The sequence below is a fragment of the Barnesiella propionica genome (genome assembly GCF_025567045.1).
Classification (GTDB): Bacteria; Bacteroidota; Bacteroidia; order Bacteroidales; family Barnesiellaceae; genus Barnesiella_B; species Barnesiella_B propionica.
On the sequence record NZ_JAOQJK010000001.1, the window covers coordinates 327,928 to 349,314 of the forward strand.

General features: G+C 47.1%; 18 protein-coding genes and 1 pseudogene. 16 read left to right on the top strand and 3 right to left on the bottom strand.

Annotated elements, in window-relative coordinates; genetic code table 11:
• Positions 1–44: 44 nt before the first annotated feature.
• Positions 45–1,106: a GDP-mannose 4,6-dehydratase gene (gmd, locus tag OCV73_RS01410; protein ID WP_147548524.1), complete on the top strand. Its 1,062-nt coding sequence runs from the start codon at positions 45–47 to the stop codon at positions 1,104–1,106.
• Between the two features lie 8 nt (positions 1,107–1,114).
• Positions 1,115–2,191 carry a GDP-L-fucose synthase family protein gene (locus tag OCV73_RS01415; protein ID WP_147548526.1) on the top strand — a complete coding sequence of 359 codons (1,077 nt, stop codon included), beginning with the start codon at positions 1,115–1,117 and terminating at the stop codon, positions 2,189–2,191.
• Positions 2,192–2,260: 69 nt separating this feature from the next.
• Here the strand turns inward: OCV73_RS01415 and OCV73_RS01420 are convergent, their stop codons facing one another.
• Positions 2,261–2,605: a hypothetical protein gene (locus OCV73_RS01420; RefSeq protein WP_147548528.1), complete on the bottom strand. Its 345-nt coding sequence runs from the start codon at positions 2,603–2,605 to the stop codon at positions 2,261–2,263.
• Positions 2,606–2,863: 258 nt separating this feature from the next.
• Positions 2,864–5,269 (bottom strand): TonB-dependent receptor, encoded by a 2,406-nt coding sequence (locus OCV73_RS01425; RefSeq protein ID WP_147548530.1) that lies wholly within the window; start codon positions 5,267–5,269, stop codon positions 2,864–2,866.
• A 156-nt stretch (positions 5,270–5,425) separates the two neighbouring features.
• Here OCV73_RS01425 and OCV73_RS01430 point away from each other — a divergent pair, with 156 nt between their 5' ends.
• Both OCV73_RS01430 and OCV73_RS01435 read left to right on the top strand, forming a co-directional pair.
• Positions 5,426–6,688, top strand: coding sequence for a metal-dependent hydrolase family protein (locus OCV73_RS01430; RefSeq protein WP_147548723.1), 1,263 nt, complete (start codon positions 5,426–5,428; stop codon positions 6,686–6,688).
• 58 nt (positions 6,689–6,746) lie between these two features.
• Positions 6,747–7,748 carry a linear amide C-N hydrolase gene (locus OCV73_RS01435; protein ID WP_394802940.1) on the top strand — a complete coding sequence of 334 codons (1,002 nt, stop codon included), beginning with the start codon at positions 6,747–6,749 and terminating at the stop codon, positions 7,746–7,748.
• 91 nt (positions 7,749–7,839) lie between these two features.
• On the opposite strand, the pseudogene OCV73_RS01440 reads toward OCV73_RS01435, so the two are convergent.
• A pseudogene (locus OCV73_RS01440) lies at positions 7,840–8,376 on the bottom strand (SbcC/MukB-like Walker B domain-containing protein); the annotation flags it as partial.
• Positions 8,377–8,826: 450 nt separating this feature from the next.
• On the opposite strand from OCV73_RS01440, the gene OCV73_RS01445 reads away from it, so the two are divergent.
• From OCV73_RS01445 to OCV73_RS01500, 12 genes are all read left to right on the top strand, one after another.
• Positions 8,827–9,972, top strand: a complete 1,146-nt coding sequence (locus OCV73_RS01445; protein ID WP_004320429.1) for a site-specific integrase — start codon at positions 8,827–8,829, stop codon at positions 9,970–9,972.
• 199 nt (positions 9,973–10,171) lie between these two features.
• Positions 10,172–10,876 (top strand): hypothetical protein, encoded by a 705-nt coding sequence (locus tag OCV73_RS01450; RefSeq protein WP_005679961.1) that lies wholly within the window; start codon positions 10,172–10,174, stop codon positions 10,874–10,876.
• A gap of 200 nt (positions 10,877–11,076) precedes the next feature.
• Positions 11,077–11,451, top strand: coding sequence for a helix-turn-helix domain-containing protein (locus OCV73_RS01455; RefSeq protein ID WP_008645392.1), 375 nt, complete (start codon positions 11,077–11,079; stop codon positions 11,449–11,451).
• Positions 11,429–12,529, top strand: coding sequence for an AAA family ATPase (locus OCV73_RS01460; RefSeq protein WP_007487638.1), 1,101 nt, complete (start codon positions 11,429–11,431; stop codon positions 12,527–12,529). The genes OCV73_RS01455 and OCV73_RS01460 overlap by 23 nt, the downstream gene beginning before the upstream one ends.
• Positions 12,530–12,631: 102 nt before the next feature.
• The gene (locus OCV73_RS01465) at positions 12,632–13,519 is read left to right on the top strand and encodes a toprim domain-containing protein (RefSeq protein ID WP_004320436.1); all 888 of its coding nucleotides are present in this window, start codon (positions 12,632–12,634) and stop codon (positions 13,517–13,519) included.
• A 243-nt stretch (positions 13,520–13,762) separates the two neighbouring features.
• Entirely contained in the window at positions 13,763–14,206 is a 444-nt protein-coding gene (locus OCV73_RS01470) for a hypothetical protein (RefSeq protein WP_147548542.1), read from the top strand.
• A 1-nt stretch (position 14,207) separates the two neighbouring features.
• Entirely contained in the window at positions 14,208–14,534 is a 327-nt protein-coding gene (locus OCV73_RS01475) for a DUF4134 domain-containing protein (RefSeq protein WP_147548543.1), read from the top strand.
• Positions 14,535–14,588: 54 nt separating this feature from the next.
• Positions 14,589–14,966, top strand: a complete 378-nt coding sequence (locus OCV73_RS01480; RefSeq protein WP_004301347.1) for a DUF4134 domain-containing protein — start codon at positions 14,589–14,591, stop codon at positions 14,964–14,966.
• A 15-nt stretch (positions 14,967–14,981) separates the two neighbouring features.
• Positions 14,982–15,278, top strand: coding sequence for a hypothetical protein (locus OCV73_RS01485; RefSeq protein WP_005944213.1), 297 nt, complete (start codon positions 14,982–14,984; stop codon positions 15,276–15,278).
• 111 nt (positions 15,279–15,389) lie between these two features.
• Positions 15,390–18,098: a TraG/VirB4 family ATPase gene (locus OCV73_RS01490; protein WP_005944216.1), complete on the top strand. Its 2,709-nt coding sequence runs from the start codon at positions 15,390–15,392 to the stop codon at positions 18,096–18,098.
• A gap of 11 nt (positions 18,099–18,109) precedes the next feature.
• A complete protein-coding gene (locus OCV73_RS01495) occupies positions 18,110–20,656 on the top strand; it encodes a coiled-coil domain-containing protein (RefSeq protein WP_004301344.1) in 2,547 nt (848 codons plus the stop codon).
• Positions 20,653–21,378 carry a hypothetical protein gene (locus OCV73_RS01500; protein ID WP_004301343.1) on the top strand — a complete coding sequence of 242 codons (726 nt, stop codon included), beginning with the start codon at positions 20,653–20,655 and terminating at the stop codon, positions 21,376–21,378. Before OCV73_RS01495 ends, OCV73_RS01500 begins: the two co-directional genes overlap by 4 nt.
• Positions 21,379–21,387: the final 9 nt, after the last annotated feature.

Here is a 21,387-nt window from a genome sequence, read left to right on the forward strand (position 1 = left end):
AATGAAAATATGTCTGTTCGTAACGGAATAATTCTCTAATTAATATGAAAAAAGCATTAATAACCGGTATTACAGGGCAGGATGGTTCATTTCTGGCCGAGTTCCTCATTGAAAAAGATTATGAAGTTCACGGGATTATACGTCGTTCTTCATCATTTAATACAGGACGTATCGAACATTTATATTTTGATGAATGGGTCAGGGATATGAAGCAGCAACGCCTGGTTAATTTACATTATGGCGATATGACCGATTCCAGTTCTTTAGTCCGTATTATTCAACAGATACAACCGGATGAAATATATAACCTGGCAGCTCAGAGCCATGTAAAGGTAAGTTTTGATGTTCCTGAATATACGGCCGAGACCGATGCTGTCGGAACACTCCGTTTATTAGAAGCGGTGCGAATATTGGGTCTGGAGAAAAAAACACGTATTTATCAGGCATCTACGAGTGAATTATTCGGGTTGGTACAGGAGATTCCCCAGAAAGAAACGACTCCTTTCTATCCTCGTTCTCCGTATGGTGTTGCAAAACAATACGGGTTCTGGATTACGAAAAATTATAGAGAATCGTATGGAATGTTTGCTGTAAACGGAATTCTTTTCAACCATGAGAGTGAGCGCAGAGGGGAGAATTTTGTAACCCGTAAAATTACTTTGGCCGCTTCACGTATTGCTCAGGGAATGCAGGATAAACTATATGTAGGAAATCTGGATGCGCGAAGAGATTGGGGATATGCGAAAGATTATGTAGAATGTATGTGGTTAATGCTGCAACACGAGAATCCCGAAGATTTTGTAATTGCTACAGGTGAAATGCATTCGGTACGTGAATTTTGTACATTAGCTTTCGGGGAGGCTGGTATAAACCTGACGTGGCAAGGCGAAGGCATACATGAAAAAGGAATAGATAAATCCACCGGAAAAGTTTTAGTAGAGGTGGATCCGAAATATTTTCGTCCCTCTGAAGTCGAACAGTTACTGGGCGATCCGACAAAAGCCCGTACGCTGTTAGGCTGGAATCCCCGTAAAACTTCATTTGAAGAATTGGTGAGAATTATGATGAAGTATGATATGGAATACGTCAGGAACTGGCGCTCATAGTCGGGGTTATGGAAAAGGATTCTAAAATATACGTTGCCGGACACCGGGGACTTGTAGGCTCGGCTATTTGGGAAAATTTGCAAAAAAAGGGTTATACGCAGCTGGTGGGGCGGACACATGAACAACTGGATTTGCTGGATGGTGCAGCCGTGCGTTCTTTTTTCGATGAAGAACGTCCCGATTATGTAATTCTTGCGGCAGCTTATGTCGGTGGTATTATGGCTAACAGTATATACCGGGCCGATTTTATATATCGTAATTTACAGATTCAGCAAAACGTGATAGGGGAGAGTTTCAGGCATCAGGTGAAAAAACTCCTTTTCCTGGGTAGTACTTGCATCTATCCGCGGGATGCTGAACAGCCGATGAAAGAAGACGCTTTGTTGGCTTCTCCTCTGGAATATACCAATGAACCTTATGCGATAGCGAAGATTGCCGGATTGAAGATGTGTGAAAGTTTCAATTTGCAATACGGAACTAATTATATTGCAGTGATGCCTACTAATCTGTACGGTCCTCATGATAATTTCGATTTGGAACGTAGTCACGTATTACCGGCCATGATAAGGAAAATTCATCTGGGAAAATGTTTGAATGAAGGAAACTGGTCCGGAGTGGAATACGATCTGAATTTAAGGCCTGTAGAAGGCATAGACGGAACAAGCAGTCATGAAAATATATTAAAGATACTGGATAAATATGGCATAACATCGCAGCAAGTCGAGCTGTGGGGAACCGGAACTCCCTTACGTGAGTTTTTGTGGAGTGAAGAGATGGCCGATGCCAGTGTCTATGTGATGGAGCACGTAGATTTTAAAGACGTGCGTGGAGTGCATCCCGAAGTTCGCAATTGTCATATCAATATCGGTACAGGCAAAGAAATAACTATTAGACAGCTGGCCGAGATGATAGTTGAGACGGTCGGTTACAAGGGTAATTTAACGTTTAATGCCGATAAACCGGACGGAACACTGAGGAAGCTGACCGATGTTACGAAACTTCATGACTTGGGCTGGCGTCATAAAATAGAAATTGACGAGGGCGTCCGGCGGATGTATGATTGGTATTTAAAAGGTGAGAAATGAAAACTCCTGATAGTAAATAAAAAGGTTCTGCACGGGACCTTTTTTATTTTGCATTATAATTTATACCTGTCATTTTTGATGTTTTTTTATAAAGCGTTTCAATTCGTCGCCTATATTTTGTTTGCAGCGGTTAAAGTCGTCATAGTTCATTTTCAAATGTCCTGTTATATCATAGGTATTATGGCCTTCCACTAATAATTTGAATATGTGTTGTTCCGTATCGTTCAGGTGAGACAAAATAGAACTCAGGTCTTTTATGTCAATATCATAATCGGAAAGAATTTCGGGAAATGCTTTTTGTAAATGAGCATACTGTTCATAGTCAGCTTTAAGGCTGAGAATCTCATCATAGTCTTGCAAAAATATACGATACATCCATTCCCGGATGTGAGATCTGAATTTAATAATTCCCATGAATTGTTTTCTTTAACAAGTTACTGTTATTCTATAGAAAACCTCCGTTGGTTAAATATTTTTTAGTCAGTATCTACATTAATTTATAATGTCTTTGTATGTTCAGCGGAGGTTTATTGAACAACAAAAAGCCATTATATTCTGCAAATAACTTATTCAAAATTACATAATAAGATTCAGGCTTTAATAAGAAAAGTACGTTTTTTAATTAAAATTAAAGTCCTGGCCGTGTGTTTCCTAAGAAAATAGTTTTTTTGATCAGAATTCTACAGTTACACCTAAAGTAGGTAATATGATCCCGCTTTTCTGATCGATATATTTCATTTTATATCTTTCCGTTCCATGATCGTCAGTATATTTTTCACCTGTGCTTCTCAATACAGGCTGATTATCGTATTTGGTGTTTAATACATTTTGCAGGTCTATATATAATCCTATCATTAGTCCTTTGCGGTAAAAACTTTTATCCAGTCTTACATCTATCTGAGTAAATGTTTTCAATCGTTCACTGTTATACCGGTTATAGTCGTAATAGGGCCTGCTGCTTGCATTCCATGCGGTGACGACAGACGACGTATATTCGTCGTAAGGAGTATAAGGAGCACCTCCCATCAGCCTGAATTTTAATCCGAAGTCCCAATTATATTTGAATTTATATGTACCCGACACCGTGACCAGATGGCGGTTATCCCAGGCTGTCGGTATAAATTTGCGGGTTTTAGGATTACGGAATTCGCTGTGGTACCAGGTATAAGAAGCAAGCATCGTAAATTTACCGCTTCCATACCAACGTATCATGAGTTCTGTCCCGTAGGCTCTTCCTTCCGAAGAACTAGAGGCTGCTTCATTACCCGATGCTCCATAATCGACACCTTTACAAGCCAGCGGAATAGAATCGGTAAGCGAAAGAGGGGCATTATCATATTTTTTGTAGAATCCCTCGGCGGTAATACGGGCGTTTTTACCTACCCGGTATTCCAGACCGGCCACTACTTGGTCGGAACGTATATATGACAGTCCGTTGTGCCTGTTGACGAGAGTTCCGTCGTTATTTTTATATCCCAGGGTCGTATAAGCCGGTAACTGATAATATCTCCCGATGTTACCGTTTATAAACAGACTCTCCGTGAGACCATACGATAACGATAGCCGCGGCGAAATCTGTTTGGCCGGATTGTTCATTTGAGAAGAATAGTTATTGGCATCGGTACGTATGCCCAGAGATGCCGAGAAACGTGAGTCGGGCAATTCATAGGATCCAGAAACGAATATTCCCCACTTGAACATTTTCAGGAACGTATGATAATTGACTTCTTTAGGAGACGATGCGAATATTCTTTGAAAGGTAGTGTTTCTGTAAGTCGCATAATCAATATTGGCTCCTGCCTGTATACGGAAAAGGCGGAGAGTAGATATGTTTTCGAAACGGAGATGATTTTCTATTTCATCCGAATTGTATTTTAATGTCAGGTTATCAAGGGATGATTTGTCGTTATCCCTGTATTTAATGTTGTTATTATTCATATAATTTCGGCTGAGGACAACCGTTTGTACGTGATTACCTCCGTAATGTTTATATACCGCGCCTAATGTGTAAGTTTTTTGTTTTATGACGGGTAAATAAGAGAGAATATATTGTTTCCCTTCATCTTCGGGATCGGCTTTCTGGTTCAGTTTCATGTCGTCGATAGCCCCGATACCGAGTAAAGTGAGTTCATGAGCCTGGTTAAATCGGGTTTTTATTTTGAATTGAGCGTCAGTATATTTGGGCAGGAACGGCATTTTAAGGAGGGTAAAAAGAAGTTGTAGATAAGACTGGCGTACCGATACCAGATATGTCGTGTGAGAACCGATATGTCCGTTTGAAGATAATGCCAGCTCCGACGCTCCGACGGTCGCTTTATAACTGTTCTTTTCTTTGTTCCCGTCCAGCAGTTTAAAATCCAGTATAGAACTCAGAGCATTTCCTTTTCCTGCGGGGAAAGCTCCGGTATAAAATCCGACTTCCCGGATAAAGTCAGCGTCAATGATTCCCATGGGTCCTCCTGAAGCTCCCTGTGTACTGAAATGGTTAATGTTGGGAATTTCTACTCCATCCAGATAGAACCGGTTTTCCATAGGGCCTCCGCCTCTTACCAGCAGATCGTTTCTGTATCCTCCTCCGACGGTGGATGCTACTCCCGGAAAAGAATTTACGACTTTAGATATGTCCCGGTTCGCACCTGCACTTTTTTCAATTTCCTGTACCCCGATAATGCGCATGGAAATAGGACTTTCCGGTGAGGGACGAAACATCCCGGCAGTGACGCTTACTTCTTTCAGGTCTGTTTTACTCCTTTCCATCTCGATATCCATAGCCAGATTTCGGGCAGTAAGTTTGAATTCGGAAGAAGAATAGGGCAAATATCCCAGGCTGGTCGCCTGTACCCGGTATATGCCGGGTTGGATGTTTTTTAATATGAATTTTCCGGTACTGTCTGCAGTACTTCCGTTTGACGTATTCCAAAGTAATACGCTGGCATACGGGATAGGTTCGTTTGTTTGCTTGTCCCTTATCTGTCCGTGAATTTCATAATATTGCTGGGCTGCAACATGAAGAGTAGAGGTATATAAAAGAACGAGTACAATAAATTTTATGCGTATCGTTTGATGTAGTCCGGTCATATTTGTCTGGTCGATATTTTATTTGTTCAAAAGTACGATAAAAAAACGGAATAGGAGTAGTTAAAGTTCTCACTTTTGAACCAATTGAAATTTTAAAGGTTTATAATAAATGATATAATGGATGAGAAAAATGAAGATTCCAAATACTTGTACATCATGCAGAAAAATATTTTGATTAATGATGTTCTTATTTTTGACGGGGAACATGATAATGTCCGGACCGGAAATATCCTGATAGAGGAAAACAAAATCAAGGTGATTTCGGAACAACCTATTCCCGTAGAGAAAGATCAAGAAACCGAGGTTGTGGATGGACTGGGTAATTTTATGATGCCCGGCCTTATCGATGCCCATTGGCATGCTTATATGTCAAGTAATACCATGATGGACTTGTTGACTGCCGATGATGCTTATACGCAATTGAAAGCCGGGAGAGAGGCTGGTAATACATTGTTACGGGGTTTTACTACAATCCGTGATGCCGGTGGCCCAGTGTTTGGTTTGAAGCGGGCTATTGATGAAGGAATAATAAGAGGACCTCATATTTATCCTTCAGGGCCTATAATTTCCCAGACTGGGGGACATGGTGATTTTCGTGCCGTATACGATGTACCGCGTCCGTTTGATTGCTGCGGATGGACACATACCGAAGAAATAGGAGCAGCTATAATAGCGGACGGTGTCGATGCCGTGATTACAGCGGCGAGAAATAATCTCCGTATGGGAGCCAGCCAGATTAAATTAATGACGGGAGGCGGAGTTGCTTCTTTGTACGATCGGTTGGAAGATTCTCAATTTTTTGAAGAAGAGATCCGTGCGGCAGTTAAAGTGGCGGAAGATGCTGGGACTTATGTTATGGTACATGTTTATGCTCCCAGAGCAATAGCCCGGGCAGTAAATGCCGGAGTACGGAGTATTGAGCACGGACATTTGATCGATGAACCTACTATGGCATTGATCGCCGAACGGGATGTATGGCTAAGCATGCAGCCGTTCACTTATGACGACAATCATTTCCCTACAAAAGAACAACAGGAAAAACATGCGTTGGTAGTACAAGGAACGGACAATACGTATAAACTGGCGAAGAAATATAATGTACATTTGGCCTGGGGGACCGATTTGTTGTTTAATCCGGTCGGGACTGTAAATCAGAATCAAGGGATTGTCAGGCTCCAGCAGTGGTTTACCAATTATGAAATACTTAAAATGATAACTCATGATAATGCAGAATTGTTATCTCTTTCAGGTCCGAGAAATCCTTATCCCGGTGATTTGGGAGTAATTAAAGAAGGCGCTTTAGCCGATGTCGTGATCGTTAAAGGTAATGTTTTGGAAGATATAAGCTTGCTTGGCGAACCTGAAGAAAATATAGTTTTTATTATGAAAGATGGAGTTGTGTATAAAAATCTATTATAAATAAAATGTAAAACTTATTATGAAACAGATCTTATCATTATGTTTGTCAGCAATTGCGATGGCAGGATTCAACGATTCCTATGCATGTACACGCGCTCTTTACCAGGGACCGGACGGTCTTACGATTACGGGCCGCACAATGGATTGGAAAGAAGATATACAGACTAATCTTTATATTCTTCCGAGAGGAGTATCCAGAGTGGGCTATGATAGTAATAATACTGTTAAATGGACGTCCAAATACGGTAGTATCGTAGCTACAGGATATGATATAGGGACTAGTGACGGAATGAATGAAAAAGGACTGGTCGTTAATATGCTGTATCTTCCTGAGTCCGATTATACGAGACCTGGAGATACACGTCCGGTTATGGGTATAGCCATTTGGCCGCAGTATGTACTGGATAATTTCGCTACTGTCGAGGAGGCTGTTCGGGAACTTCGGAAAGAAGTTTTCAGGATAGACGCACCTAATATGCCCAATGGAGCAGCTTCTACTCTTCATATGTCTATTTCCGATGAGACGGGAAACAGTGCTATACTGGAATATCTGAACGGAAATCTGGTAATACATGAGGGCAAACAATATCAGGTCATGACGAACTCTCCCCGTTACGAGCAGCAGCTGGCTATTAATGAGTATTGGAAGGGGATAGGCGGACTTACCATGCTACCCGGCACTAATCGTGCAGCCGATCGTTTTGTACGTGCCTCTTTTTATATAAATGTTATTCCTAAGACTTCCAATGAACGGGAGGCGTTGGCCGGAGTGTTCGGAGTTATGCGTAATGTTTCGGTCCCGTTGGGAATCAGTACGCCCGAAAGACCGGAAATATCCTCTACCCGCTGGCGGTCGATATCTGATCAGAAAAATAAGATTTATTATTTCGAATCTACTTTGAGTCCCAGTACCTTTTGGGTCGATTTGAAAAAGATGGACTTTACCCCTCAAGCCGGAACTAAAAAATTGAATCTCGTTAATGGTGAAATATATACAGGGGAAGCGAATAAGGATTTCAAGGAAAGCAAGCCTTTCCCCTTTCTGTTCCGTTTACCGTAAAAATAATTTGAAAGATAAGCAAACAAGAGCGTCTGTCCCGAATCATGCAGGGCAGACGCTCTTGCTTATTTGATGTATAAATTGTGGGAGATTATCCTGTTATTCTGATTTTGCTTTGTCCGTTTGCCGATTTCGTTACTTGTATTTGTACGGCTATTCTTTCGTTCATTTCCTGTACATGTGAAATAACACCAATTTTACGCCCCTGAGTTTGTAGCCGTTCTAAAGCGTCCATTGCTATACTGAGTGTTTCAGAGTCCAGCGAACCGAATCCTTCGTCTATGAATAATGATTCTACATTCATTCTGTTGGATGAAAGAGACGATAATCCCAGTGCCAGTGCCAGTGAAATCATGAAAGATTCGCCTCCGGATAATGAATGTACGCTACGTACTTCGCCTAACATATCTTTGTCACATACCTGTAAAGCTAATGTTTCGCCTATCCGTTGTAGTTCATAACGTTGGGTGAGATCCTGTAAGTGCTTGTTCGCATACCCCAATAGTACGTCCAACGTATATCCTTGCGCTATTTTTTTGAATTTCGCCCCGTCGGCCGAACCGAACAGGATGTCCAGTTTTTTCCAGTTCTCTGCGGTATGTTCTTTTTCCTTAAGTTCTTTTTCATATAATCTTATCTGCTCAAGATTTTTTTCCCGGTTACAGAAAACCGTATCGATCTCGGCGATGCGTTTTAGAGCATTTTGCAACGCATTCTGCAGTTCTTTGAGTCTGTAATTTGCTATTTCCAGTGTCTTTTCACGGTCTATTTTATATTTACTCTTTCTATGTTCGTCCAGTAGTCTTTTTCTTTCCCGGCAGGTTGCCGTGATGCTTATTTCATCATTGCGTAAATTTTCCAGATTTACGCATTATATGTATAGAATGAAAACAACATCCAATAAATTGATAACAAATATCCTGTAAATCAAAGTTTTATAATCTTATTTTTATTTTCGGTTGTTTTCAGTACTTTCAGTAGATTGGCTCTTGTTTGGTGCAATTTTGTTTCTCATTTGTTTCTCAAATTCGATACTTATTCGTATATTTGCAGTAGAAAAAATGAGAAAGGAATCCCTATGGCACGAGTTAAGAATCATACAAAAGTCAAAGAGCCAATTCGTCTTCGGATGAAGTCGCTGAGCAATGGCAGCAAGAGCCTGTATCTGGATATATACCGCGACGGAAAGCGGACATATGAATACCTCAAGATGTATATTATCCCGGAAACGGATAGCAACTCCCGCAGGCAGAATCAGACGACAATGGACGCCGCCAATGCCATCAAGTCGAAGCGTATTATCGAACTGACCAGTAATGAGGCCGGGATTGTATTCCGTAAGGACAAGACTTTCCTGCTGGATTGGATGCAGGTTTATATGGAGGCTCAAGAGAGTGCCGGTAAGAAAGATGGCAGTCAAATCAAGATTGCCATGCGCATACTGAAAGACTATGCCGGAGAAATGGTCACACTGGATCAGATTGACGGGGACTTTTGTCGTGGCTACATCACTTATCTGCTGACGGAATATCATCCGAAAGGCAAGGACATATCGAACTACACGCTTCACAATTATTACCGTGCGTTGAACGGTGCGTTGAACTCTGCCGTCAGGAAGAAAAAGATGAAGGCCAACCCTTTCAACGAACTTGAGAAGTCGGAGAAAATCCGCAAGCCGGAGAGTATGCGGTCGTACATGACCATCGAAGAGGTACAGGCGTTGATTGACACTCCTATGCCCCACGAGGAATACGAGATTGTAAAATGCGCATATCTGTTCTCCTGCTTTTGCGGATTACGCATCAGCGATATAATCAAGCTGAAATGGAATGACGTGTTCGTTGACAGGGGACAGTACCGTTTGGCCGTGTCCATGAAAAAGACCAAAGAGCCTATTTACCTGCCCCTCTCTCCTGAAGCGTTGAAGTGGATGCCGGAACGTGGGGGCAAATCATCAGAAGATAATGTGTTCGACCTGCCGTCCGCCAATACAATCAGAATGCAGCTCAAACCTTGGGCGAAAGCAGCCGGAATCTCCAAGCGGTTCTCCTACCACACCAGTCGCCATACGTTTGCCACCATGATGCTGACGCTCGGAGCGGACTTATATACTGTCTCGAAGCTGCTCGGCCATGCCGATGTGAAAATGACACAGGTGTATGCCAAGATTATCAATAAGAAAAAGGACGAGGCTGTGAATCTTGTAAACGGTTTGTTTCACTAATTGAAGGCATTCTGTGGTCCATGTCTAATTTACAAACATATATTTACGGCATTTCTCCGGTTGTAAATGCAACCGAAGTTAATGCTTCCATCACATATTATAAACTCAAAAAGGTAAATCGACATGAAAAGACCTGAAGACGGCCTTCTCTCTTTTTGGAGGGAGCCAACACCTGCAGCACTTCGCTGCGGACAAGGATGTGGCGAATGAACTTTTCGCCCTGCTTACCGAAGCAAAAACAGTTTATCTCCACGATGTTGTGTTGGGTGGTAAACAGTACCACCGCTATGTGGACGATTTCGTAAACGGACACCGGTACATAGACTGTGACCATGCGGCCTGCCGGAACTGCCACGAAATGAACATCCACATTGTCAAGGGGCTGCTGACCGAGTGCGCCAGTTCCGTCCAGCCCTGCTTTGCCGCACCGGATTTCACGTTTAATGAGTGCATGAAGTTGAAACGGATGTATGACACCTCGGAATCGTTGTCTCCGCTTGGTCCGCCCCGTATCAACCGACCTGCGGCTCTCTCTCTTTCTTTTGGTTGTAATTTTACCCCGGAACAGATGAAAAGTATAGTGGCTTGCGCCAATACTTATCATCTGTTCTGTGTTTCTGTACGCATTGAAGACATGGAGGCTCTCTTCGCCTGCAAGAAGGGCTTTTCCATCCGCGTGAACAATATCCGCCGTGTGGTAATCCTGTTCGATGCGCTTCTTGAAAACTCGTTCATCCAATCTCGGTGGCAGAATGTTCTCGGCAAGGGCGCATTCCTGCAGTCCAAGGACGGGACACGCTCCGTTTCGGTGTCAACCCTGTCTTCCGCGCTGTCATCCATCAAGAACAACATGACATCGGTCGCATACAGCATCCGAAAGGTCATTGATCGGCTGAAAGAATGACAGAAAGTGACAAGAAGCGAAGTATGTGAAAGGTAAAAGCATGAGAGTTACAATGACACGTGCATAGTATCATTCCCCAAATCACGGCATCTTCGTTTACAGGACATACCTTTGACCTCCGTTAGCGCGCTGCATAACGGAGGTTTCATCTCCATTGTCAAAAATCAAACTGTGTTATTATGCCGAATAGAATGACATTCATGGAGCGGATGAGCGGACGGCTCGCCGCCATCGAATCGGTACTGAAGAAATTGGAACCGGTCGAAAGTCTCTTGGAGCGTATTACGCTGCTGGAAAATACCATCTTCACGACCAAGAGAGTTTTCACATTTCAGGAAGCCTGCATGTATATCGGGGTTTCTGAAAGTATGCTGTACAAGCTCACATCGAGCAAGGAGATACCGCACTACAAACCGCGCGGTAAAATGGTTTATTTCGCCAAGGAGGAATTGGACGAATGGCTGTTGCAGAATTATGAACCTACCATGAACGAGGCAGTGCGCAGGGTGACGGAAGCCGCCGCCACAGAACCGTTCCTTAACAAGAGACGCTATGGAAAACGAAAGAAGGATTGACCGCACAACCAGCATGGGGATGGATGAACACCGCCTGTCGGACATCCTCCATGCCTCGCAAATCAAGGCGACGGACATTTATGAGACCCCTCCGCAAATCATCTGGATAGATAACTCAACGATTGCCACGCTCGGCAATTTCAGTGCATCGACTGGCAAGGCGAAATCGAAAAAGACGTTCAACGTCTCTGCGCTTGTCGCCGCATCATTGGCGGGGAAACAAGTATTGAACTACCGTGCACATCTGCCCGAAGGCAAACAGCGTATTCTGTACGTCGATACGGAACAGAGCCGTTTCCATTGCCGCTCGGTATTGGAGCGTATATTGCGGCTGGCCGGGTTGCCCACGACGACCGATCCGGAGAATCTCGATTTTTTCTGCCTGCGTGAATATTCGCCGTCGGTGCGTATCGAGGTCATCGACTATGCGCTGCGCCAACAGAAAGGCTACGGACTGGTCATCATCGACGGCATTCGCGACCTGATGCTCGACATCAATAATGCCGGTGAATCGGTGGAAGTCATCAACCGGATGATGGAATGGTCTTCGAGATACGACCTGCACATCCACTGTGTGCTTCATTTGAACAAAGGGGACAACAACGTGCGCGGACATATCGGAACGGAGATGAGCAACAAGGCGGAGACCGTGCTGGTCATCAGCAAGAGTAACGAGAATCCCGGCATCAGCGAAGTCCATGCGCTCCATATCCGGGAAAAAGAGTTCAAGCCGTTTGCATTTACCATCAATGAAACAGGACTGCCCGTCATTGCGGAAGTACACTCGTTTGGCGAGCCCCCGAAGCCCAAGGCAAGAACGGGGTTTACGGAACTGAGCATCGAACAGCACCGCGAAGCTCTCTCTGCCGCATTCGGGGAAAAGCCCATCCGGGGATTCGACAACCTGCTGCAGAGCCTGATGGTCTCCTACGAGGCAATCGGGTTCAAACGCGGCCGGAGTGTCATGATAAAACTGATGCAATACCTGATAGACAACCTCAAGCTCATCATCAAACGGGACAAGTTGTTCTATTACGACATGACGCCTACCGAGGCCATGCTTTTTGATGAAGAATGAAGTCGTGCGCGGGCTTATATCATTTAGTATACTTTAGTATTTATATATATAGGGGAAAAACTAAACTAAACCTTTTTTTGAAATCAAGTGAAAGAAAAATAGATGACCATAGCAGAAGCAAAACAAGTACGCATCGTGGATTTTCTGGCACAGCTCGGCCACCATGCACAGCATATAAAATCGGAACAATACTGGTACTTCTCACCGTTACGGAACGAGCGTACCCCGTCGTTCAAGGTGAATGACCGAATCAATGAATGGTACGATTTCGGCGAGGCGACCGGCGGCGACCTGGTGGAACTGGCAAAATACATTTGCCGGACGGACTGCGTGAGCGAGGCACTGGCGTATATCGAGAGGCTTGTGAATGGCGCATCACTACCGAGAACCCGTATGCCGACCGCTCCACCCCGACCGGTGGAGGCTGAAATGAAAGACGTGATCGTGATTCCACTCCGCCATCACGCCCTGTTCTCTTACCTCCAATCCCGGCTTATCGACGCGGACATCGGCCGTATGTATTGCAAGGAGGTGCATTATGAACTGCGAGGCCGTCATTATTTCGCTCTCGCATTCGGCAATACCTCCGGTGGTTACGAGGTGCGCAACGCCTATTACAAGGGATGCCTGAACAACAAGGACATCTCATTGATAAGACATCTGACAGAAGAGACACAGGAAAATGTCTGTGTTTTCGAGGGCTTCATGGATTTCCTTTCCTATATGACACTGAAACTGGCAGGCGACCGAACGGTCTGTCTTGCCATGCCATGCGACTACCTCGTGATGAACTCGGTAAACAACTTGAAAAAGACGCTGGCACGTTTACAGGAATATTCGGTCATCCACTGTTATCTCGACAATGACCTTGCCGGGCAGAGAACCACAGAGACCATTGCCGGGATGTATGATGGACGTGTCAGCGATGAATCCTGCCACTATGCGGAATACAAAGACCTGAACGATTACCTGCGCGGAAAGAAACGCTGATATTCAGTGTTCTCCTTTGCCACCTAAAGCTCTCCACCACGAGAGCTTTTTTTATGCCCCGATTTCTCCATTTCCCTCCATAGAGACTGCAATATAGTACGATTTAATAGTTCGATTTTTGGAAATTACATAAATCTCATTAACGAAATAGATGTTTAATGCTCAATTATTTTATGGTTTTATATTTCGTGCGTTTCTTTGCAAAATCATACTAATACAAATTTTAATATTCATACTAAATACATGAACTCATATTTCATTTTTGCCATCGTCCTGACGGTTGCCTACATCATTTACTACGCCGTCATCATAGCGCATGACCTCTACGGGAAAAAGGGGACGGACAAACCGAACGAGGAAGTTTTCGACCTCGGCGCACCGGAAGAGGAAGAGAGTGTGGCTGTCACGGAAAGCGAGACCGGCTTCAGTATCGGTAGCGAGAACTACGAGACGGAAAGTACGGCTACCTCTTCCGAAACATCCCTTGAGGATGTCAAGGACAAACCGGGAACGGCGCAGGAGAAACTGGAACGGCTGAAGGCCGAGGCGGAGGAACAGATGGAAGAGACCACGCCTTACCTGTCGGACGCACGCACGTCGGAGGAGATGTACAAGGCTATGATTTCCAAGGGACGGTTAGACAACCGACCGGAAATAAAGTGGAACCCAATTCAAGACCGGTTGTGAGATGTCGAAAGCTAAAAAGATTCTATGTGCGCTGTGCCTCCCGTTCCCCTACACGACTTTTGCCAAAAGCGGATGCGTGAACTATAGCTGGGGAGCGGATGCGTTGGCCACGATGCACGACTTCGTGGTGACGATGATGCTCTATGTCCAGTATATCTGTTGCGCTATCGCCGGAGTTTACGTCATCGTGTCCGTCTGTCAGATATACATCAAGATGAACACGGGCGAGGACGGCATCACCAAGTCGATAATGACGCTTGTAGGTGCGTGCCTGTTCCTGATCGGGGCATTCTATGTTTTCCCGGTTTTCTTCGGCTACCGCATATAACCTTACTTGTATCAGGTCGCAGACAAATAAAGTATTCACTAAAAAAGTAAACGTATGTTTCAGAAAACCAAACAGCTGTGCCGCAAGGCATTCGGATTCGTCAACGGAATCCCTACCAAAGTAATGATGTTCTCCTTCATGCTGCTGTCCGGCATGGTGGCGAAAGCGCAGAACTCCGCAGGCGACTATTCCGCCGGTACGAGCGCATTATCCACTGTCGCCGATGAGATTGCCAAGTATGTGCCTATTATGGTGAAATTGTGCTACGCCATTGCCGGCGTTGTGGCCATCGTGGGTGCAATCTCGGTATATATCGCCATGAACAACGAGGAGCAGGACGTCAAGAAGAAGATTATGATGGTCGTGGGAGCATGTATCTTCCTCATTGCGGCGGCCAAGGCGTTGCCTCTGTTCTTCGGTATTGCCGCTTAAACATCAAGGATAAGTATGAAAAGCAAGGACGAACGCTATCCGGACTATCCGCTGTTCAAGGGACTGCAACGGCCTCTTGAGTTTTTGGGCATCCAAGGCCGGTACATATATTGGGCGGCGGTGACGACGTGCGGAGCCATTGTCGGCTTTGTCGCCGCCTACTGCCTGCTCGGTTTCATTGCCGGGCTTGTCGTGCTGGCTACCGTCGTATCGGTCGGTATCGTGCTCATCCTTCTCAAACAGCGGAAAGGACTGCATAGCAAGAAGGTCGCTCCGGGTGTGTATGTGTATGCCCACTCGCGCAAGATCTGACGAAAGAAAAACCATCACGGCAATGTGCATGGCTTTATTGATTGTTGAACGCGGGCGGGTTTGTCTTGAAGCAAGGCGAACCTGCCCCTATTTAATTACACGTATATCGAAATGACCCTATACATCATTTTATGTTTTGTCGCTTTGTGCGCGGGTATGGCCTTGTCGGTCTATGCGTTCGGTACGGGCGGCAAGCGCAAGCGAATCTTTCAGGACATCTATTTCTCAGCGGAGGAAACGGACGGTGTGGGTGTGCTGTACACCAAGACCGGCGAATATTCCGCCGTACTTAAGATAGAGAATCCGGTACAGAAATATTCGGCGGACATAGATAGCTACTACGACTTCACGCACCTGTTCACCGCCCTTGCGCAGACCTTAGGCGAAGGGTACGCCATCCACAAGCAGGATATCTTCGTCAGGAAACAGTTTGCAAGCGAACCGGCTGACGGGCAGGAGTTCCTGTCGGCGTCGTATTTCCGCTACTTCAAAGGGCGTCCCTACACGGACAGCCTTTGCTACCTGACCATCACGCAGGAGGCGAAAAAGAGCCGCCTGTTCTCGTTCGACAACAAGAAGTGGCGCGATTTCCTCGTGAAAATCCGCAAGGTGCATGACCAACTGCATGACAGCGGCGTACAGGCCAGGTTCCTGAACAAAGCCGAGGCGAGCGAGTATGTCGACCGCTACTTCGCCATGAACTTCAAAGACCGCACCGTGTCGATGACGAACTTCAAGGCGGACGATGAAACGGTGTCGATGGGCGACAAACGCTGCAAGGTGTACAGCCTTGTGGACGTGGACTGTGCCGCACTGCCCTCGATGATACGTCCGTACACGAACATCGAGGTGAACAACACGGAAATGCCGGTCGATCTGGCTTCGGTGGTGGACAACATACCGGACGCCGAGACGGTGGTCTATAACCAAGTCATCTTCCTACCCAACCAAAAACGGGAACTGGCGATGCTCGACAAAAAGAAGAACCGCCACGCGAGTATTCCGAACCCGAACAACCAGATGGCGGTCGAGGACATCAAGCGTGTGCAGGAGGTCATTGCCCGTGAAAGCAAGCAACTGGTATATACGCACTTCAACATGGTGGTAGCCGTATCTGCCGGTGCAGACCTGCAAAAGTGTACGAACCACTTGGAAAACGCATTCGGGCGCATGGGCATCCATATCAGCAAGCGGGCGTACAACCAACTGGAACTGTTCGTCGGTTCGTTTCCGGGCAACTGCTACACGCTCAATGAGGAATACGACCGTTTCCTGACCCTTTCCGATGCGGCGATGTGCCTGATGTACAAGGAGCGCGTGCTGCACAGCGAGGAAACACCGCTGAAGATTTACTACACCGACCGTCAGGGTGTGCCGGTGGCTATTGACATCACGGGAAAAGAGGGAAAGAACAAGCTGACGGACAACTCGAATTTCTTTTGTCTGGGGCCTTCTGGGAGTGGCAAGAGCTTTCATATCAACTCGGTCGTGCGCCAGCTCCATGAGCAGGGAACGGATGTGGTCATGGTCGATACGGGAAACTCATACGAGGGACTGTGCGAGTATCTGGGCGGCAAGTATATCAGCTATACCGAAGAACGGCCTATCACGATGAATCCGTTTCGCATCAACCGGGAGGAATACAACATCGAGAAGATAGACTTCCTCAAGAACCTTATCCTGATGATTTGGAAAGGGTCGGACAGCCAAATCCCCGAAATTGAGTTCCGCATTGTCGAGCAGATAATCATAGACTACTATGATGCCTATTTCAACGGATTTACAAGATACACCGACGAGCAACGGGAGGTACTGCTGAAAAACCTGTTTGCGGCGGCCAGCCGAAAGAACCCAAACAAACCACCCAGAGAGGTGGATGAGATGGTGCGCAAACAGATAGAGGTGCTTGAGGCACGGCGGGCGGCCCTCAAAGTGACGGAGCTGAGTTTCAACTCATTCTTTGACTACTCATTCGACCGTCTGGAGCAGATCTGCACCGAAAACGACATCACGACAATCAGCTACTCGACCTATTCGACCATGCTGCAGCCGTTCTACAAGGGCGGTGCGTATGAGAAAATTCTCAACGAGACAGTGGATTCGGCACTGTTTGACGAGACATTCATTGTCTTTGAAGTGGATGCAATCAAGGAAAATAAGAAACTGTTTCCCATTGTCACACTGATTATCATGGACGTGTTCCTGCAGAAAATGCGCATCAAGAAGAACCGTAAAGTCCTTGTCATCGAGGAAGCGTGGAAGGCCATTGCCAGCCCGCTCATGGCGGAATACATCAAGTTCATGTACAAGACCGCCCGTAAATTTTGGGCTTCTGTTGGCGTGGTGACGCAGGAGATACAGGACATCATCGGCAGCGAAATCGTGAAGGAGGCCATCATCAACAACTCGGACGTGGTGATGCTGCTGGATCAAAGCAAGTTCAAGGAACGCTTTGACGAAATCCGAAAGATTCTTGGTCTGACCGAGGTGGATTGCAAGAAGATATTTACCATCAACCGCTTGGAGAACAAGGATGGGCGCAGCTTCTTCCGCGAAGTGTTCATCCGCCGGGGGACGACCAGCGGCGTGTATGGCGTGGAAGAGCCGCACGAGTGCTACATGACCTACACGACCGAACGGGCGGAAAAGGAGGCACTGAAGCTTTACAAGAAGGAACTTCGGTGCAGCCACCAGGAAGCTATCGAGGCATATTGCCGGGACTGGGATGCCAGCGGTATCGGGAAGTCCCTGCCTTTTGCACAAAAAGTAAACGAGACGGGGCGTGTGCTCAACCTCCGTCCCGTGTATGAATCCAAATAAGCATTGCAGCCATGAAACGACTACTCCTTATCCTGACCATCGCCTCGGTCGCACTCTGCCAGACGGTTCACGCCCAGTATTACAGCGTGAACTACGACACCCGTACCGTTGCGGCGATGGTGGCCGCCTTCGGTACGGAAGCGGTCGCCGAAGGGTACTACCGGGAGCAGGTCGATGACATCCTCAAGCACTACACGGCAGCGGAGGTCGCTACCGCCGGGATATTCGCGGCCAAGTTCTTGGAGCATAAAGCCCTGAGCGACCTCGGCATCTGGAACAGCCGCACGGAGAACTACTACTACCGGCGCATCTACCGGATGGTGGCGGAGAAAATCATGCCCAAGATATGGGTGGTGGCGAAGCAGATGCTCCATTCGCCGCAAACGGCTATCTATTGGGGCAGTTACCTGATGAAAGTCTGCGACGATACCAAAAGTCTGTGTATGCAGTTCGAGAGCGTGGTGACCAACAGCACGCTGACCTTTTCGGACATCGCCTTTCTCGAAATCAATCCGGAGATTGCCCCCTTGCTAAAGCTCTCCGAAACGGGAAACATCGACTGGCAGCGGATGATGGACAACTTCGCCCACATACCGGGCAACTTCACGCACGAGAACCTGAAAAGCGACCTCGACAACCTTTATAACACGGGTGTCGGCCTTGCAACGGCAGGCATTGCCAATCTCGGTGACGCCCTGTTGCAAAGCAGCTCGTTCCATGACCTGATGGGCGGAAAGGTTGAAGAAATCGGCAACCTGTATGAACACTACGGGAGTCTATTCGAGCAGGCGGAACATGACATCGGCGGCTTGCTGATTGACATGGTGGGTGGTCCGGACAACGTGGCCGGTCTGTTCAACTTCAGCAACTACAACCTCACGGCATGGATGACCGACTACCTGGACGAAGCGATGGGGAACTATTACACGCAGCGGTGGTACATTGCCCGGCGTGACCAAGGGAGCGTATCGCTGTGCGACTACTATCCTCCGACGGACGACAACAGCATCCTGAACGGGGGCGCATGGGTGCGGTTCAACACGAGCGACCCGAATTTCTATCCCAACGCCTCGCAACGGGAACAGGTACTTGCCAACTCGGAAGGATATGCCGGTTGGTCAAGAAACCGCGTGCAGCAGTTGAACAACCAGAACGACGGGTTCAGCTACAGCATCAACTATTGGATGAGTGCCTATATCATCAGCAAGAAAAACAAGCAGACCAAAAAGGCATACGCATACGAAATCCATGTGAGCAAAAGCTGGAATAAGGAAGAAGTTGTCTATGAGGAAGTCTTCGATTCCTACTCGATGGACTTGAATACGTTTCGGGCGCAACTGAATGTCCGACTTGCGGAGTTCAACGAAAACGAGGACGGCTACACCTATTATATATCTTCCGGTACGCGGAACTATTACCAAGCAACGGACGCCGCCAAATTGAAGGGATGCGAGAGCGTGACCATCAGCGTGACCTGTTCCGACGGGGTTACGCTCGGACAGGGCTCGACACAATACAAGTGCCGTAAATGCGGCAGCTCGTTGAATGCCCACACCAAGGAGTGCGCCATGCAGACCTCGGTGACGGAAAACAACCTCGACCTTTCGGAACTGGATGCGCTGTTGAACGAGGCAAACAGCCAAGCGGCCAATCTTGAAGCGCAAATCGGGACATTGGAAAACGAGAACGCTGTCCTGCTGAAGAAAATCAGTACGGCGAGCATTGAGGATGCGGCGGCTTACCGACAGCAGTATAATGCAAACAAGACACGGATAGACCGTCTGAAAGGCGAACTCGCGGAGTGGAAGAAGAAACAGTCCGACTATGCTCAGGCGAAGTCGGAAGCCGCAGACGACAACAGCGTAGCGACGGATGACTATTACCGCATTCCAGCTATCATGCAAGACTGCAAGGCTGCCTACGGCCTGACATGGCAGGACGGCGGATCGTGGAACGGCTATTCGTATGTGCGCAAGGCGACAATGCCGAACATCAACGGCATCATCACATTCAAGGCTACGGTCTCGATTGCCCGCAAGCCGAAATATTTTCTCGGCATCAAGATTCACCGTGCCATCATCCAAATCCAATGGGAACTGACCTCGGTCTATACGGACACGCACGTCGCCGATGTGCTGACACTCGATCCGGGGCTTTCGGATGCGGAGAAAACCAAATTAGTGAACGACCGCATCGCCGAAATCGCCCGTGAACACCCGTCCTGCAAAATCACGACGGAATACGCCCGCAGCACACCGCTGGAGGAAACTCCGTCCGGCGACGTGTACCATCTGCTGTGGTCGAGCGACCGCCTCGAAATCGCGAGGGAGGTGGACAGCAGAATCACAAGGATATACGCCGACTTGGTATCGCTGGAAAAGATGATGCACTACAAGCGGAGCATCCTTGACGTGATGAAGGATGTGTTGCCCGGACTGGACACGGACGAAGGCCGCAGGCTGACGCTCGTGGAGGAATGCCATGACCGCTGGGTGGAGAGCGCACGGACGTTTCGGAACGATGGCGGCAGAAACGGCGGAAAGGAGGTGCGGCCATGAAACGCATTTTACGGATAGCCGCATTGCTGCTCTTCCTGCTGCCCGGTATCGCCAAGGCGCAGTGGACTTTCGATATAGTCTCCGTCGAAGCCTACATCAACGACCACAAGAAGCAGCGCAGCCTGTTGTTGGCCCGCAGTACCTTGGAGTACAGCAACAAACTGTTGCACGAATACAGCTGTAAGGAAGTCGGGGGCTATAAAGAGCTGAATATCGACCTTGACCGGTACACCCGTGCGTTCGATGTCATCGACGTCATGTACCAGTCGTTGCGCACGGTGCTGAACGTCAAGAATACCTACACATCGGTCAGCGACCGTATCGGCGACTATAAATCATTGTTGGAGGATTTCAATGCGAAGATATTGAAACGGGGACGCATCGAATCCGCAGATACCCTGATTATCTCCATCAATGCGAGGGGGCTGAGGGCGATTGCCCGTGAGGGGGAACAGCTCTACAAGTCCGTGAGCGACCTCGTGCTGTATGCCACCGGAGCGGCAGCCTGCTCGACCTCCGACCTGCTGATGGTGTTGGAGGCCATCAACCGCTCATTGGACAACATCGAGCGGCATCTGAACCGTGCGTATTTCGAGACATGGCGGTATATACAGGTGCGTATCGGCTATTGGAAGGCAAAGGTATATCGCTCCCGCACCATGCGGGAGATTCTCGATGACGCCTTCGGGCGTTGGCGCGGAGCCGGAAGACTGGATTATTAACGACAAAAA